Genomic DNA, 15,653 nt, shown 5'->3' on the forward strand with positions numbered 1-15,653 from the left:
GCTGACTTGCTATTTGTTCGGATCGACGTGATCCATATGTTCAGTTTTCAAAGAACTTGTATCGTCGACGCTTTATCAGCGGCAACAGTTAATCATTATATCAGCATCAAACTTCATTGTCAACAACATTCTTCATTACTATTATTCCGAAGTTTGTTATTTTCTTTGTCGTCCGAAGCGACAAGAAATAATATACCACGCAGACAACTGAAATACAACTTGTAAAATTGACCAGTTACTCATTCAAAAAGACCTTCTCTCTGCTTACAGGCAGAGAGAAGGTCCTCTACGCTACAAAGCCTATTCTAAACCAATCAAATGTCGGAACAGCGTCTCGTCCTCAATGACCTGCACGCCAAGATCACGCGCTTTCGTCAGCTTGCTGCCAGCACTTTCTCCCGCAATGACGAAATCGGTCTTTTTGGACACACTGCCGCTTACCTTAGCGCCTAGCGCCGTTAGATGCTTGGCGGCTTCATCACGCGTCATCGTCGACAGCGTACCGGTCAAGACAACCGTTTTCCCGTTGAATATACTGTCTGCCGCACCTGCCGGAGCCGTACGCTGTTCTGCCTCAGCCTTCACCCCGCGCTCGCGCATCGATGTGATGCTCGCTTGTACAAGCGGGTCGGCGAAGAACGTCACAATACTATCGGCCACAATTCCTCCGATATCCGGCAGCTGTACAAGCTGTTCAACCGAGGCATGCAAGACAGCGTCCAAGCTGCCGAAATGGTCGGCCAGAAGCTTCGTCGTCGCTTTGCCCGTATTCGGAATGCCCAAAGCGAATAGGAAGGCCGCCAGATCGCGGTCTTTCGACTTCTCGATCGCCTCGAGCAGCTTGTTGGCCTTGCGCTCACCGAACCGGTCCAGCTTGATCAAATCGTCGTAGCTCAGTGCATATAGATCAGCTGGATCGCGTACGCCACATTCCTCATACAGCTGCTCTGCCGTCATAATGCTGAACGTCTCAATATCCATCGCATCGCGGGAAGCGAAATGCGTAATGCGTCCGATTAGCTGTGGCTTACAGCCCAGCTTGTTGTTGCAGAACAGATGGGCTCCACGCTGCTCCAGCTCCGTGCCGCATGAAGGACAGACGGTCGGAAAATCGATCTCGTGCCCTTCTTCATCATCCGCCTTGCCAAGAATCTCGGGAATGACATCATTGGAACGGCGGATGAAGACGCGCGTACCGAGCGCGTGCTTCAAATTTTTGCGCTCGATGTCGCCGATATTGTTCAGCGTACAATTCTGCACCGTCACGCCGGCCAGCTCGACGGCCTCGACTCGGGCAACCGGCGTTATTTTGCCCGTCCGCCCTACTTCCCAAGACACTGACTCCAGAACCGTCGTTGTTTCCTCTGCCTCGAACTTGAATGCGACTGCCCAGCGCGGGAACTTGTCGGTATAGCCAAGCGCCTCGCGCGTGCGCATATCAGTCAATTTCACAACCGCTCCATCAATGAGATAGTCGAGCGTTAGACGCATATCGGTAATACGGACCAGCTCGGCCTCAACTTCTTCTATTGTATTGCAATAGGTTACATACGGATTAACCTTAAACCGGTTCTCGATTAGGAACTGCTGCATCTGCTGATGGGTATCGAAAGAAACGCTGTCAGCGAAACCGACATTATAGAAGAAGGCATTAAGCTTACGGTCTGCCGTAATTCTAGGATTCTGGTTGCGAAGAGCTCCTGCCGCAGCGTTGCGAGCATTCTTCAATGGCTCTTCAGCCGTACGATTGTACGCCTCCAAGACCGACAGATTCATAATTCCCTCGCCCTGCACCTCGATAATTCCGTCTGTAAAAGGAATCGTAAGCGGCACCGAACGAATCGTTTTCACCTGCGCCAGAATAGCCTCGCCTACTGTACCGTTGCCGCGTGTAGCAGCCTGAACCAGCCGTCCGTTCTCATAGGTGAGATTTAACGTAAGTCCGTCAAACTTCAACTCGATGACATAGGCAGGGTTCGGAAGTGGTTCCGCTTCCGGATTCCGCGCATTCCAATCCGCGACCGCCTTCGTAACGCGCTGATTCCATGCTCTAAGATCATCTACAGTTTGAGCCTTATCGAGACTCCATAGACGCGCACGATGACGATGCTGCTCGAACCCTTTCAGCAGCTCGCCGCCTACCCGCTGTGTAGGCGAATGGTCGAGCACAACTCCGGTTTCCTTCTCCAACGCGACCAGCTCGTCGTACAGCTTATCGAATTCCGCATCGCTGATCGTCGGATTGTCCAACGTGTAATAGTTATAGCTGTGGCGATCGATCTCGTCAGCCAGCTTCCGCATCCGTTCCAGCTGCTGCTCCATAGACTTACTCCTTCCAGTAATTAATATCGTAATCGATAAATAGCCTGAACTCTTGATAGCCTAAAATATCAACGTCATAAGCGCTGTACCTGTTACTCCAACGGCGCTCTAACGGTACACTTTAAGCACGCTAACGGTACTTCAGTTACTCCCGCGGCGCTCTAACGGCACACTTCTAGCACGTTAGCCGCACTTTTGTTACTCCTGTGGCGCTCTAACGGTACACTTCTAGCACGCTAACGGTACTTCAGTTACTCCTGTGGCGCTCTAACGGCACACTTCTAGCACGTTAGCGGTACTTTTGTTACTCCTGCGGCGCTTTAACGGCACACTTCTAGCACGTTAGCCGCACTTTTGTTACTCCTGTGGCGCTTGCTACACCTTTGTAATAGGTGCAAAAGCCGCTAGCAGCTTCTTCAGGCCGATCGGAGCCGGGAATGCAATTTGCAGCTCAGTGTCTTTGCCGGCCCCCTTGACAGAGACGATGACGCCTACACCCCACGATTTGTGGGCAACTTTATCGCCCGCATTGAACGCGTCGCCGGAGCCGCCGGCTGCGGCTCCTGCACCCGCCGCCTTGGCGGCGGCATCAAGCGGCGAGCTGACTCTCACGCCGCTGCTTGCGCCAGGCGCGCCGCCTGCAGGGGCGCGTCCGGCGCTTGGGGCGCCGCCGCGGTAGCCGAAGCCGCCAGTCGGCTGGCTGGCTGGCGCTGCGGCGCCCCCGCGGCGCGCGGCGGCCCATCCGCCTGCCGCGCCGCCGCTGTAGCCAAGCCCGCCGCCAATTGTGCGGCCGGGCGAGGCTATTGTCTTGAATTCATCCGGAATTTCCTGGATGAATCGCGAAGGCGGGTTGGTCGCGGTACGGCCGAACAGCGTCCGCATGCGGGCACACAGCAAATACAGCTTCTTCTCCGCCCGCGTAATGCCGACATAAGCAAGACGGCGTTCCTCTTCAAGCTCCTCGTTGTCCATGAACGCCCGACTGTGCGGGAAGACGCTCTCTTCCATACCGATGATGAACACGACCGGGAACTCCAAGCCTTTTGCACTGTGCATCGTCATCAGAATGACGGCGTCCTGCGGCTGCTCCTCCTCGTCGTCCTTGTTCATCGTATCGATATCCGCAATCAGGGCTAGATCGGTCAAGAACGCAACAAGCGACTTGTCCTCATTGTTCTTCTCGAACTCCTGCGTCACGGACAGAAACTCCTCGATATTCTCGATGCGAGCCTTCGACTCAAGCGTATTCTCCCGGTGCAGCTCAAGCTTGTACTCTGACAGCTCAAGCACCTTCTCCGTCAGCTCCGTCACGGACAAATAATCGACCATACGCTGTAAATCGGCGATCATATCACGGAATTGAACGAGCGCTGTCCTTGCTTTGCCGCTAACTTCAAGACCGCCGAACTCGTCCAGCGTGCCGAGCGCTGCATACATGGAAATGCCGCGCCGTGCGGCTTCCTCCGCAATTTTACCAACGGTCGTATCACCGATTCCCCGCTTCGGCACATTAATAATCCGCACCAAACTAATATCGTCGTCCGGATTCGAGATAAGGCGCAAGTAAGCGAGAATGTCCTTGATCTCTTTGCGATCATAGAACTTAATGCCGCCTACGATCTGATATGGAATATCCGATTTGATCAGAATTTCCTCGATCACCCGGGACTGGGCATTCGTCCGGTACAATATTGCATGGTCCGAATATCGGCGCCCTTCCTTCACGTTCTTCGCAATCTCGCCCGTTACGAAGTAGCCTTCGTCATGCTCCGAATCCGCTTGATAGACGGTTACCTCATCGCCTGGACCTCGGTCCGTCCACAGACGCTTCGCTTTGCGGCCGGTATTATTGCCGATAACCGCATTCGCAGCGTTCAAAATGTTCGAAGTAGACCGATAGTTCTGCTCAAGAAGAATCGTCTTCGCTTCGGGATAGTCTTCTTCGAAGTTCAAAATATTCGTAATATCCGCACCGCGCCAGCGGTAAATCGACTGATCGCTATCGCCGACGACGCAAATATTATGATGCTTATCTGCCAGCATACGGCACAGCATATACTGCGCACGGTTCGTATCCTGATACTCATCGACGTGAATATAACGGAACTTGTTCTGATAGAACTCCAGCACGTCCGGCTCGTCCTTGAACAGCTGAATCGTCGTCATAATCAAATCGTCGAAGTCGAGCGAGTTGTTGGCGCGCAGCCGCTTCTGATAGGCCTCATAGACGTTCGCCGCGATCTGCTCGAAATAATCGCCAACCTTCGCCGAGAACCTGTCCGGCGTGAGCAACTCGTTCTTCGCACTGGAAATCGCCGACTGCACCGCTTTCGGCTCGAACTTCTTCGTGTCGATATTCTGTTCCTTCATAATGTTGCGAATAACGGACAATTGATCGGCCGAATCCAGAATGGAGAAGCTCGACGTAAAGCCGATGCGGCTAATATCTCTGCGCAATATGCGCACGCACATCGAGTGGAAGGTCGATACCCATATATCGCTGCCCGAAGGTCCGACTAGCTGGGCGACACGCCCCTGCATCTCACGAGCCGCTTTATTCGTAAACGTAATCGCCAGAATGCTCCACGGCGCTACACGTCTCTTCTCGATCAAATAAGCGATCCGGTGCGTCAGCACGCGCGTCTTGCCGCTTCCTGCCCCCGCCATAATAAGCAGCGGTCCTTCTGTTGCCTGCACCGCCGCCCGCTGCTCCGGATTCAGCTTCTCGACTGCAGCGTCAATATCCATTGAATTAAACATCGTATCGTTAACTCCTTTGCCATTCGGCTAGGCCTAACCGGCCGCGATGCTCAAACCTCGGCACGGCCAGCATTTCGGCACATCCATGCCGCGAAATGACCCGCTCCTAACGTCTTGTGTTCGCATCGTTGTTCGCCTTGTATGTCTAGTCTATTCAACCACCGAAGCGGTGTCAATTTTTCGTTCAGGCAGCACAAAAAAGACGGCTTTCCAGCAACAGGAGAAGCGCTTGACCGGCACGTCTTGGAGTTCCTTCGTCACTCTTCGCATCCACTTCAACGCTTTCTGTCTGAAAACCGTCTTGTCTTTATCGTTCGCGCGGGCTGCTCTCCATCATTCGCACGAACATTTGTCTCGTCTTCCTCTACCGTTATACAACTAAGCTTGTTTCCTTAACTGCCTGTACCGTTGCCAGTGCCGATTCCAGATCGGAATAAATGACGTTACCGACGATAACCGTATGTGCCGCTCGAGCTGCTTCAGCTGCCCGCTCGACGCTGTCGATTCCGCCGCCATATATGATTCTTGCCTGCGAGACGCTCTTCGTTGCCCGTTTCACGAGCGACATGTCTCCGAACGTGCCGCTATATTCAATATACACGATTGGCAGACGCATCAGCCGATCGGCTGCTTGCACATAGGCAATAGCTTCATCCTCCGTCATATCCGACCGCGCACCACTTACTTTCGCTGCTGTTGCTTCACCGTTCAGAATGAGGTATCCTTCCCCAGCTGTTATCTCCCACGGAATAAGTTGACCGAACTCGCGCACCGCCTCTGACTGTCTGCCGATAAGCCATTCCGCCTTCTCTGCATTCAGCACAAGTGGGACGAAATAATAGTCAAAGCCCGGCACAGCCGCCTCAAGACTCGTTACTTCAAGCACGCAATCTACCGCATAACGACGTATTCGCGACAGTAACTCAACGGTGTTGTCAAAGGTTACGCCGCTCGAGCCGCCAACCATAATAGCGTCTGTGCCTGACATGCATATCGCATCCAGCGCTTCATCCGATAGCTCACGATCCGGGTCGAGCTTGAATAGGTGCCGCCAGCTAGCATACCACGCCCCGTCCATAATGCCACTCTCCTGCCCATTGTTGATGTCATGTCATCAGTCTAGGACAACGGCCAGAGCGTGTCAAACGTACGACCCTTCACCTTGTGCATGGCATCCATTGCACAGTGTGATGAAGCCGGGCATGATCATAAGACGTAACCCGGCAATGCGTTGTTATTTCACCAACTGGCCGCGCGTAACGCCCAACTGATTAATGGCCTTCAGGCTGCGCCATACTTGTGTACCGCTGATACGGCCCGCAAGTGCATCCTCGTACAGCTCCATGACCTCGCGTACTTTCTCGGCTGTTTCTTCCAAGAACTCGATGCGGAACAAGCGGACGCCAAGGTCGATGAAGTTCGTCAAATATTCCGCTCCCGATTGCTCAATCGCATTATAAACCGTATTGCGGCAGCCTTCGTCCACGCGCACCGGATGTGACATGCCGATCCGATCCTGCAGCGATGCCCGCTTCTCTTCGCATGGACGGCCGCAGTTCGTATAGTTCGTGCCCTCGCTCATGAAGGTACAGTATACGCAATGCTCCGTATGGAACATCGGCAAATGCTGATGCAGCACAACTTCAAGCTTCGACGTATCCGCATAGCGGAGCATGTCAACCATCTGCTGAACGTTCAGATCGTACGACGGCGTCACAAGGTCACAGCCGACCTCCGTGAACAGGCTGGCCGTCTTATGATTCGCAATATTCAGCGAGAAATCGCCAATGATCCGCGGGAACGGCTCACCTGGCGCCTGACTAGCGCGGGCACGCAAATAATAGTAGAGCGCTCCAGTGTTGCGCACGAGAACGGCATCCGGCTTCAGCTTCAAAATATTCGCATGGTAGCCGTTCTCGCCCGGCATATGAATGCGCGGCGTCGCAAGCGCAATCGGCTTTCCGGCCTGCCGGGCAATCTCAATCGCAGCCGGAAATTGCTTAATAAATTCGAAGTCCGCATAGATCATCGCAGCGCTCGTATGAACCGCAGCCTGCACCTGCTCCAGCGTCCGGCAAAGCACTGTCAATTCCGGTTTCTTCGCCGGATCTGAATGACCCCGCTTCGCATCGGCAAAAATATCAACATCATATTTCGTATACATCGGAGGCTTCGGACGCTCCACCGTCAGCTGTTCGACCGCTGCGCGGCGAATCCGGTTCAGCTCGCGAACCGGCACGATCAGATCGCCTTCCAATTCGACCTCCAGAGACTCAAGCTGATACAGCGTGCCGCCTAAACGGCCGAACTGATCTTGAAGAAGCGCTTTATCCATAGGGCGCTTAAGAGCGGTCTCCAGCGGCATCTCGGATTCTACCGTAACCGTCGTGCCTTTCTGCACATCCGTCCATACCGTTACCATCGGCTCGCCCGCACGGCCGCTTACGCGAACGTGCATCGGGAACACACGGTACGGCTTGTCCGTCTCGAACGTAGCCCGCAGACGCTTATCGAGCGCGGGATCGCTCGTCTTCCATATTTTATCGCCAGCCTTTACGCGGCGAAGATCAACGTCATTACGTCCTGGCACAATCTCCAGCACGACGCCCTCCTGCGCCTCACCCTCAATCTTCACGCCTTGCCGACGCAGATCATAGACACGTCCGCCTTCTTCCTTCTTCGTCGGATCGCCGGCATCAAAGACGATACCGTCGCCGCGCTTAAGCGGCGCTTCGATCCGGCAAATGACAGCATCGCGGAGCACGCGCTCGACACGTCCGAGATAGACGCCCCGGCTTTTCGGGAACGTACCGTCCACAAGCTGCTTATTGTTCGTCCCATGCAGGAAGCCGTGCGTAAATCCGCGAGAGAAGCTTTGCTGCAGCTCGCGTACCTCTTCCTTCGAAGGCGTTGTATCTAGTCCGTCAAAATAGTTATCAATCACTTTGCGGTATTTGCTGACGACGTTCGCAACATACTCCGGGCTTTTGAGCCGTCCTTCAATCTTGAACGAAGTAACCCCCGCTTCAATCAGCTCCGGCATAATATCGATCGCAGCCAAATCCTTCGGCGACAACAAATAAGCCACATCGCCCATCGGCTGTTGTACGCCATCCACCATCAAATCATATGGCAGACGGCAAGCTTGCGCGCACTCGCCTCGGTTCGCCGAACGGCCGCCCCACATTTCGCTCGTTAAGCATTGGCCCGAATACGATACACATAGCGCGCCGTGCACGAATACTTCCATCGGAAGCTTCGCCTGCTCGCCAATTTTCTGGATTTGCTTCAAATTGTTTTCCCGGCCGAGCACGACCCGCTCCATGTTGAACGGTTTTGTAAACTCGACAGCCTCCGGCGACGTAATCGTCATCTGGGTCGAGCCATGAATCGGAAAGTCCGGTGACATCTCCCGAATCAGCTTAACAAGACCGAGATCCTGCACAATCACTGCATCGACACCTGCATCGATACAAGCCTCAATCAGCTTCTTCGCATCCTCTAACTCGTCCTCAAATACGAGAATGTTGAACGTCAAAAAGCCTTTTACCCCGTAGCTGTGCAGGAACGCCATAATTTCCGGCAGCTCGTCGGTTTGAAAATTGTTCGCCCTTGCCCGTGCATTAAATTTCTCTACGCCAAAAAATATCGCATCGGCTCCGTTGGCTACCGCCGCACGCATGCAATCCCAATCGCCTGCAGGCGCCAGCAGCTCCACGTCGCTGCGCTTCATCTGTTTCGTCATTGCTTGGCTTCGCCATCCTTTAAGCTTTCTATTGCTCTAAGTGTACCAGAGCGAACCCCCTGATTCCACCGGGAAAAATAAGCGCCGCCTTCGGCCTAAGACCGAGAGCGGCGCTTCATCAATAAATTAGATCATGATTTACTTCGTGAAAGTAAACGATTCGATTACTTTGGCAATTTTGTCGCGGTTAGCTTGCGTATCGTTCGCTTTTCTCAAATCTACGTTAATAATAATAAGGCCATCATCATTAGGATTGTCGACAATATAGAAGATATAATTGTACGGAGTTTCTGCTTTAAGCGTCTCCGTCTCTACTACATGATAGTTCAATCCATTAATCGTCTCAGTTGTTAACGATTTAACATTATCGCCAAACGAGCCGTCCGAATCATTACTGTTAACATACTTTTTGATCCCTTCCGCGTAGTCGCTGGAGGTATAATCAGTTGTAACCGCGCTAATACCGAAATAGCCATAAGGAGTCATATAACTTACGAAATCAGCGTCGAAATTAGTTTTAATCCCTGACCACGCCTTCGGAATAGAGATCGAATAACTATACTCTTTGCTCGACTTCTTCATTACAGCATTCTCGAGCTCGCCTTCGTCGTCCATAATTCCGAAGTTGTTATCGATATATGCCGTATCGAGCAATAGAGAGCTCGTAAGCGTATTGAACAGCTGCTGTTCTCTGGCAGGCTTGTCATTATTATAGCTGAAGTCGATTTCGAATTTATGATTACCGGAAATTAAATAAATTTCGTAATTGGTTATCCATTCCTTTTGATTCAAGCTGTATTTATATTTCAATACCTGGCCTTGACCGTTGCTCAAGTTAATGGTTGATTCAGTGACATCCTTCAAATACCCTTCCGCATATCGGTTTTCCAGCTTCGTACGTTCGCTTGCTCTCCATTGCTCAGCTGTCTCGCCTGCATTCACAGAATAAATGGATAGACCGATAAATCCCTCATCACTGTAGAAGAACGGACTCGTCGCCTGCTCCAGACGATGCCAATTCGCAGGCATCTTGATTTGCAGACCGAAATCTTTGTCGTGAATGGTTACCATGCCGTCAACGACTTTCGTCACATCTTTCAGTTTGCGGTCGGACGAATCGAACGAAAGTGTGAAGCTGTCTAGCTGCGCCTGGTATTTGTTCAGTGCTTCACGTGATTCCGCCTTTAATCCCGCCATCACGATGTAGATCCGTTTGCCCTTCTGAACGGCACGATATTCATAAAACCATCCGGAACGGCTTTTCGTCACATAACGTTCAAACGATGTGCCATTAACCGAGATCGTCTTTTTCTCCATCACAATCTCATCATTATCGAAGTAGTCTTCAATATACTCACGAAGCTCATCTGTCGACAGTTCCTCTTCGACATCTTCGATGCCGACGATCAGGTTCGGATCATCCGTCCCGGCCGTCCATGACGTCCAATCGCCATTGTCGGATTGGTACAAGAGCGTAAGATCGGTCGGATACTGCATGCTCCAGCCCCAATAGCTGTCCCCGATCTTCGTCTTTCCAGCATCCGAATCAATCGCTGTTGTGCCCTTCGTACCTTGGCTGGACTCACTTGCTGTCTTCCCGGTTATCGTAATCTTGTTGCCGCTTACGGCTACATCGGCACCGAACGCCTGCGCAATGACACGAACCGGAACCATCGTTACGCTATTCACAATTGTAGGCGCTGCCGGCAGCGTCGATACTTTACCATTCACTGTTACTTTATTGCTGCCGATCGTAAGCACGACAGTCGTCGAGTTGAACGTCAGCGTAATTTTTTTGTTGTTCTCCAGCTTCAGCTTAGCGCCGAATGCTTTCGTGATGACGCTGAGTGGAACGAGCGTCGTACCGTTCACCTTCACTGGTTTCTGGATCGTCGATGCTTCTCCATTAATTTTGACTGTCGAGCTGCCGACCGAAAGCTCGATTTTGACGCTTTGAGCCTCGGACGATGATGATGCTGTTGCTGCTGCAGATGCTGCAGTTAAAGGAATACTCATGAGCATGCTTATTACAGTCAGTATGACAAGCAGTCGTTTGGACATGAGGGACTCTCTCCTTGAACGTTAGTTCGTGTTATTGCTTCCATTGGCTAAGCTTCAATTTCTTCGTGACGAGATCCCCATCGGAAAGAAGCGTAACTTCGACAGTTTGCTCCGGCAAATACCCTTTAAGCAGCTCGTTCACTTCGACGATAGAAGATACCTGTACGCCGGCAACCGAATAGAGCTCGTCGCCAACAGCTATACCTGCTTTTTTGGCGGCATCGCTCACGACTTTCGTTACCGTCAATGGATCGGTCGTCGGCAGCCCAACGATTGCCGACCAGCTTTCTTCCAATTCAACTCCGAGTGAAGCACGGTTGACCTTGCCATATTTCGTGAAATGCTTCAACACATACTGCACCGTATCCATCGGAATCGAAAACCCAAGATTGTCAACATCATCGCTGACAAACTTCATCGAGTTGATGCCGATCACTTCACCTTTCATATTGACAAGCGGGCCTCCGCTGTTACCCGGATTAATCGCAGCATCCGTCTGCAGCAGCTGGTAATACGAGGACACCGAACGATTCATACCGCTCAGAATACCGCTCGTTGCTGTGTTTCTTAGAGAGAACGATACCGGCGTTCCGATCGCAACAACCTGCTCACCCTCTTGAATATTGAGCGGCAGTGAAGCGAATACAGCCGGCTTCAGCCCCGATGCGTTCACCTTGACAACCGCCAGGTCACTTGTTTCATCGATATACAACGTTTTCCCATTAAATTGTTTACCGTCGGCCGTCACCACTACAATGCTGCTTAAATCTTTGACGACGTGAGCATTCGTGACGATTTGCCCATCCGACTTCCATACGACACCCGTCCCATGCGCCAGTGCATTGCGATTGTCATAGCCTTTGACCTTGCCAATTATCGCTACAACAGAAGGCGACACTTTCTTCACGACGTCTGTTACCTGATTAGCCGGCGTATAGCTGTACTTGCCCGTCTTCGAATCGTATGTCCCTGAACCACCGAAAGTACTCGTAACCGCACTCGCCTTGACATAGACCTCACCGTTGATGATTTTGGCGTCAAACGATAATACATTGCTTGCCGAGCCGCCTGCAGCCCAGGCAGTTCCAACCGCAAAAATCATAACGGCGATTGCCGCTGCTGCCAGCCGTAGCAATACTTTTGACATTGGGTAATCCCCCCTTTATTACCTTAAGTTTAACCCGATAGTAGATTAATACAAATAGAACTTTACTATATTACCAGTTTCTCTACAATTCATTTCTTTTAAATTTATCCTAATATTTTCATTATAGGGAATAGAGAAGAAGTAAAGATAGAGCCTTGAAAGTGAAATTCAAAGGCTCTAATAGATTAAGCGGTTTACATTTTTATATTGCAAAAGATCAGTACGTGAACGTGAGCGATTGCATGACTCTCTCTACGTCATCGCGGAAAGAAGAAGTATCGTTTGCATGATTGATACTGAAATAGAAGTGATATGTGCTGCCGTTATGCTTTACCAAATATACCGTACTTCTAGCTGGCACTCCCTCAATAACATCATCATCCTTGTCCAAGCGGATAAAAGGAACGCCGTTAACCTCCACCTCTGTTTTACGAAAACCCAAGCTTAACAATTGTTGCACCCACTCATCAGCCTCCTCTTCAGGATCGACTGAAATTTGAAAAATTCCGTCGTGAGGAATTTGTACATTAACAAAGCCGATGTCCACATCCTCGCCAAAGTTATGCCATGTAGCAGGAATCTCAAGTGTATAACCGAACGCCTTACTTTTTATCTTTACGAACTCACCGTCACGAGCTGCCTTATCCTCGATATATCCCAGATTGTTATCCACGTAGCTTGTATCGAAGGTCATAGAGCCTGCAATAGCATCGAACAGCTTCTTACTTTTATCGATTTTACTGTTTACAAAGTTACCGATCGGAAAGGTCAGCAATGCCTCGTATTTATGATCACCTGAAATGTAGTAGATGGTATACGCCCGCACCCACTTCTCTTCCTCCACCTTATAATCGTATTGAAGCACGTAGCCTTGCCCTTTGTTAAAGGAAATAGAATACCGATCCACGTTACTCAAGTAGCCATCAACGTATTGATCGCTCAGCTTCTCTTCCGATCGAGCGCTCCACTGCATCGCCGTCTCGCCTACGCTTGCCGAAACGACAAAGACTTCGAGACTTCCGTCTTCCCCCTCAAATAAAGATTCGTCAGCATCTTTAGACCGTGTCCAACTCATCGGCAAGTCCACTTGCAGTCCATATTCCATATCTTCAAACCTAATCATGCCATTTCTGATTCTCGTAATATCCTTCAGCTTTTTATCCGACTTCGAGAAGGTTAGACGGAAGCTGTCGAGCTGGGACTTATACTTCAGAAGCGCTTCACGATTATTTGTTGTATTGCCCCCTGCCGAAAGGATATAAACGTTATTGCCCTTCTTTGTAAAACGATATTCGTAATAATGTCCAAATTGGTCTCGCGTCACCCATATATCGAAAGTCACGCCTTGTATAACGGTCGATGTCTTCTCTAATATTTTGTCATCGCCAATAATTATTTTTCGTTTATATTCCAAGTCAACCAAACCAACTACATTCAAATCCATTAGCCTATTTCCAATGCTGTCATACCAACCGACACTATCCCCCATGTCGGATAGAGATCTAATCTCCATCCCAATAGGATAGTTCATGCTCCAGCCGTAGTAGCTGTCACCGACTTGGGTATATCCGGAATTTTTACTTCCCTTTATTGTAATGCTGTTGCCTGTTAATGCGATGGCAGCACCAAAATATTGCTTGAATATGGTCACAGGTACCATGGTAACATCATTAACACGTTTAGGTGCCGACGCCAATTGTGTTTTCTCACCATTAACCTTTGCGACATTACTGTCGACCGAAAGAGCAACAGTAAGCGAGTCGTACTGGAGATTGATGTTATCCTTCTGCACAGATAGAACGATTCCGAACGCTCTCGCAACGGCATTCAACGGAACAAGTGTCGTGCCGCTTGAATTTACCGGCGGCTGTACTTTTGCAGCGGCACCATTAATGGTCGCCGAGATGCTGCCAATTGTCATTTTACATCCATTTAGCACCATTAGAATATAATCCCTATTAACGGATTACAATCTCTTTTTTCGAGTAAAATTGTCACAATTGTATAAGAGGTGTAGTTTCTCGACACAACGGCAAAAACCGTTTTCTATTTCCTCGTTCATCAGCATTTGCCCTGTTCCTATGTGATTTAGCCATCAGGGCCGTAAGCGCTTTCGGCCAATCATCAGAGCATGCTATAATGGGGCCACATTAGTAAGCTTGCTTATGGCGTGTTCATGAAATCATATTTTCGGGAGGTTATTTCATATGAAGCTTGGCGTATTCTCCGTCTTGTTCGCTAATAAACCATTCGAGGAAGCCCTTGACTATATCGCATCCAAAGGACTTGATGCCGTCGAGCTCGGTACTGGCGGCTACCCAGGCAACGCACACTGTGACCCCGACACGCTGCTGGCAGACGCAGGCAAACTGCGCGCGTTCAAGCAAGCAATCGAGTCGCGCGGTCTTATCATTAGTGCGCTGAGCTGCCACGCAAACCCGCTTCATCCGCAAAAACCGCTCGCAGCTGCCGATGACGCCGTCATCCGCAAAACGATCGAGCTGGCTAACCGTCTGGAAGTCCCTGTAGTAAACACCTTCTCGGGCTGTCCGGGCGACCATGAGGATGCCAAATATCCGAACTGGCCGGTAGCGCCATGGCCGAACGATTATCAAGAAATTTTGAAATGGCAGTGGGAAGCGAAGGTTATTCCGTACTGGACGGAGATTGGCAAGCTGGCTGAAGCAAGCCATGTCAAAATCGGTCTTGAGCTTCACGGCGGCTTCTCCGTACACAGCCCGGCAACGCTACTCCGTCTCCGCGAAGCGGCAGGCGAAGCGATCGGCGCTAACCTCGACCCGAGCCATATGTGGTGGCAAGGCATCGATCCGGTGCAGGCAGTTCGTATTCTCGGACGCGCCGGCGCGATCCATCACTTCCATGCGAAGGATACAACCATTGATCCGATCAACGTGAACATGCACGGCGTAACCGACATGCAATCATACACGCAAATGCTTGACCGCGCTTGGCAGTTCCGTACCGTCGGCTTCGGTCACGATCTGAAGACGTGGGCGGACATCATCAGCGAGCTTCGTCTTGTCGGCTACGACTATGTCGTCAGCATCGAGCATGAAGACGGCTTGATGTCCGTCGATGAAGGCTTCACGAAAGCCGTACACAATCTGCAGCAAATTCTTATCCGTGAGCCACTCGGTGAGATGTGGTGGGTATAATCGGTTAAACCTTACAAAAGGGCTGCCCCTTCAGCGTCATGACAACCATGATGCCTCAAGATGCAACCCTCTTTTATATGTTCTCCTCAATGAAAGAGAGCGAAGCTGCGTCAACCGCTGCTCCGCTCTCTTACCCCCGTAAATTCGGTTCCCTATGTAGACTGTACAAGGTCGACCTTACTTCATCCAGCTTTCCGTAATCATGATGAAATCGGAGTACAGGAATACAAGCAAGGAAATCGTCGCGAACCCAATTGCGAATACGTTTTTCTTCGGTCTTGCCGTTAACAGTCGAACCAGGCCAATCGCAATTAGCACCGTAAAAGCAAGCATAAACCAGTCGAACGTATTGATGTTACTCGACGTTGCGGCTGCTGCCGCCTCTTCTGCAAGATACATGGGATGACCTCCTTTTCGTCACACGTCACCTATCATATTCCTA

The 15,653-nt window shown here is 50.8% G+C and carries 9 protein-coding genes; 1 reads left to right on the forward strand and 8 read right to left on the reverse strand.

Annotated elements, in window-relative coordinates:
- Positions 1-300 precede the first annotated feature (300 nt).
- The 7 genes from ligA to PXY01_RS07410 all read right to left on the reverse strand — a co-directional run bounded on the left by ligA (position 301) and on the right by PXY01_RS07410 (position 13,956).
- Positions 301-2,322 (reverse strand): NAD-dependent DNA ligase LigA, encoded by a 2,022-nt coding sequence (gene ligA / locus PXY01_RS07380; protein WP_127568866.1) that lies wholly within the window; start codon positions 2,320-2,322, stop codon positions 301-303.
- Between the two features lie 375 nt (positions 2,323-2,697).
- Positions 2,698-5,082: a DNA helicase PcrA gene (gene pcrA / locus PXY01_RS07385; protein ID WP_127568868.1), complete on the reverse strand. Its 2,385-nt coding sequence runs from the start codon at positions 5,080-5,082 to the stop codon at positions 2,698-2,700.
- Between the two features lie 370 nt (positions 5,083-5,452).
- Positions 5,453-6,160, reverse strand: a complete 708-nt coding sequence (pcrB, locus tag PXY01_RS07390; protein ID WP_127568870.1) for a heptaprenylglyceryl phosphate synthase — start codon at positions 6,158-6,160, stop codon at positions 5,453-5,455.
- Between the two features lie 156 nt (positions 6,161-6,316).
- Positions 6,317-8,827: a U32 family peptidase gene (locus tag PXY01_RS07395; RefSeq protein ID WP_127568872.1), complete on the reverse strand. Its 2,511-nt coding sequence runs from the start codon at positions 8,825-8,827 to the stop codon at positions 6,317-6,319.
- 138 nt (positions 8,828-8,965) lie between these two features.
- Positions 8,966-10,888, reverse strand: a complete 1,923-nt coding sequence (locus tag PXY01_RS07400; protein WP_127568874.1) for a copper amine oxidase N-terminal domain-containing protein — start codon at positions 10,886-10,888, stop codon at positions 8,966-8,968.
- Positions 10,889-10,919: 31 nt separating this feature from the next.
- Positions 10,920-12,035, reverse strand: a complete 1,116-nt coding sequence (locus PXY01_RS07405; RefSeq protein WP_127568876.1) for a S1C family serine protease — start codon at positions 12,033-12,035, stop codon at positions 10,920-10,922.
- Between the two features lie 217 nt (positions 12,036-12,252).
- A complete protein-coding gene (locus PXY01_RS07410; RefSeq protein WP_164744332.1) occupies positions 12,253-13,956 on the reverse strand; it encodes a copper amine oxidase N-terminal domain-containing protein in 1,704 nt (567 codons plus the stop codon).
- 286 nt (positions 13,957-14,242) lie between these two features.
- Between PXY01_RS07410 and PXY01_RS07415 the strand changes: the two genes are divergently transcribed.
- A complete protein-coding gene (locus PXY01_RS07415; RefSeq protein WP_127568880.1) occupies positions 14,243-15,211 on the forward strand; it encodes a sugar phosphate isomerase/epimerase family protein in 969 nt (322 codons plus the stop codon).
- A 177-nt stretch (positions 15,212-15,388) separates the two neighbouring features.
- On the opposite strand, the gene PXY01_RS07420 is transcribed toward PXY01_RS07415, so the two are convergent.
- A complete protein-coding gene (locus tag PXY01_RS07420; RefSeq protein WP_127568882.1) occupies positions 15,389-15,610 on the reverse strand; it encodes a hypothetical protein in 222 nt (73 codons plus the stop codon).
- Positions 15,611-15,653: the final 43 nt, after the last annotated feature.

The organism is Paenibacillus xylaniclasticus (assembly GCF_004001065.1).
Classification (GTDB): domain Bacteria; phylum Bacillota; class Bacilli; order Paenibacillales; family Paenibacillaceae; genus Paenibacillus_T; species Paenibacillus_T xylaniclasticus.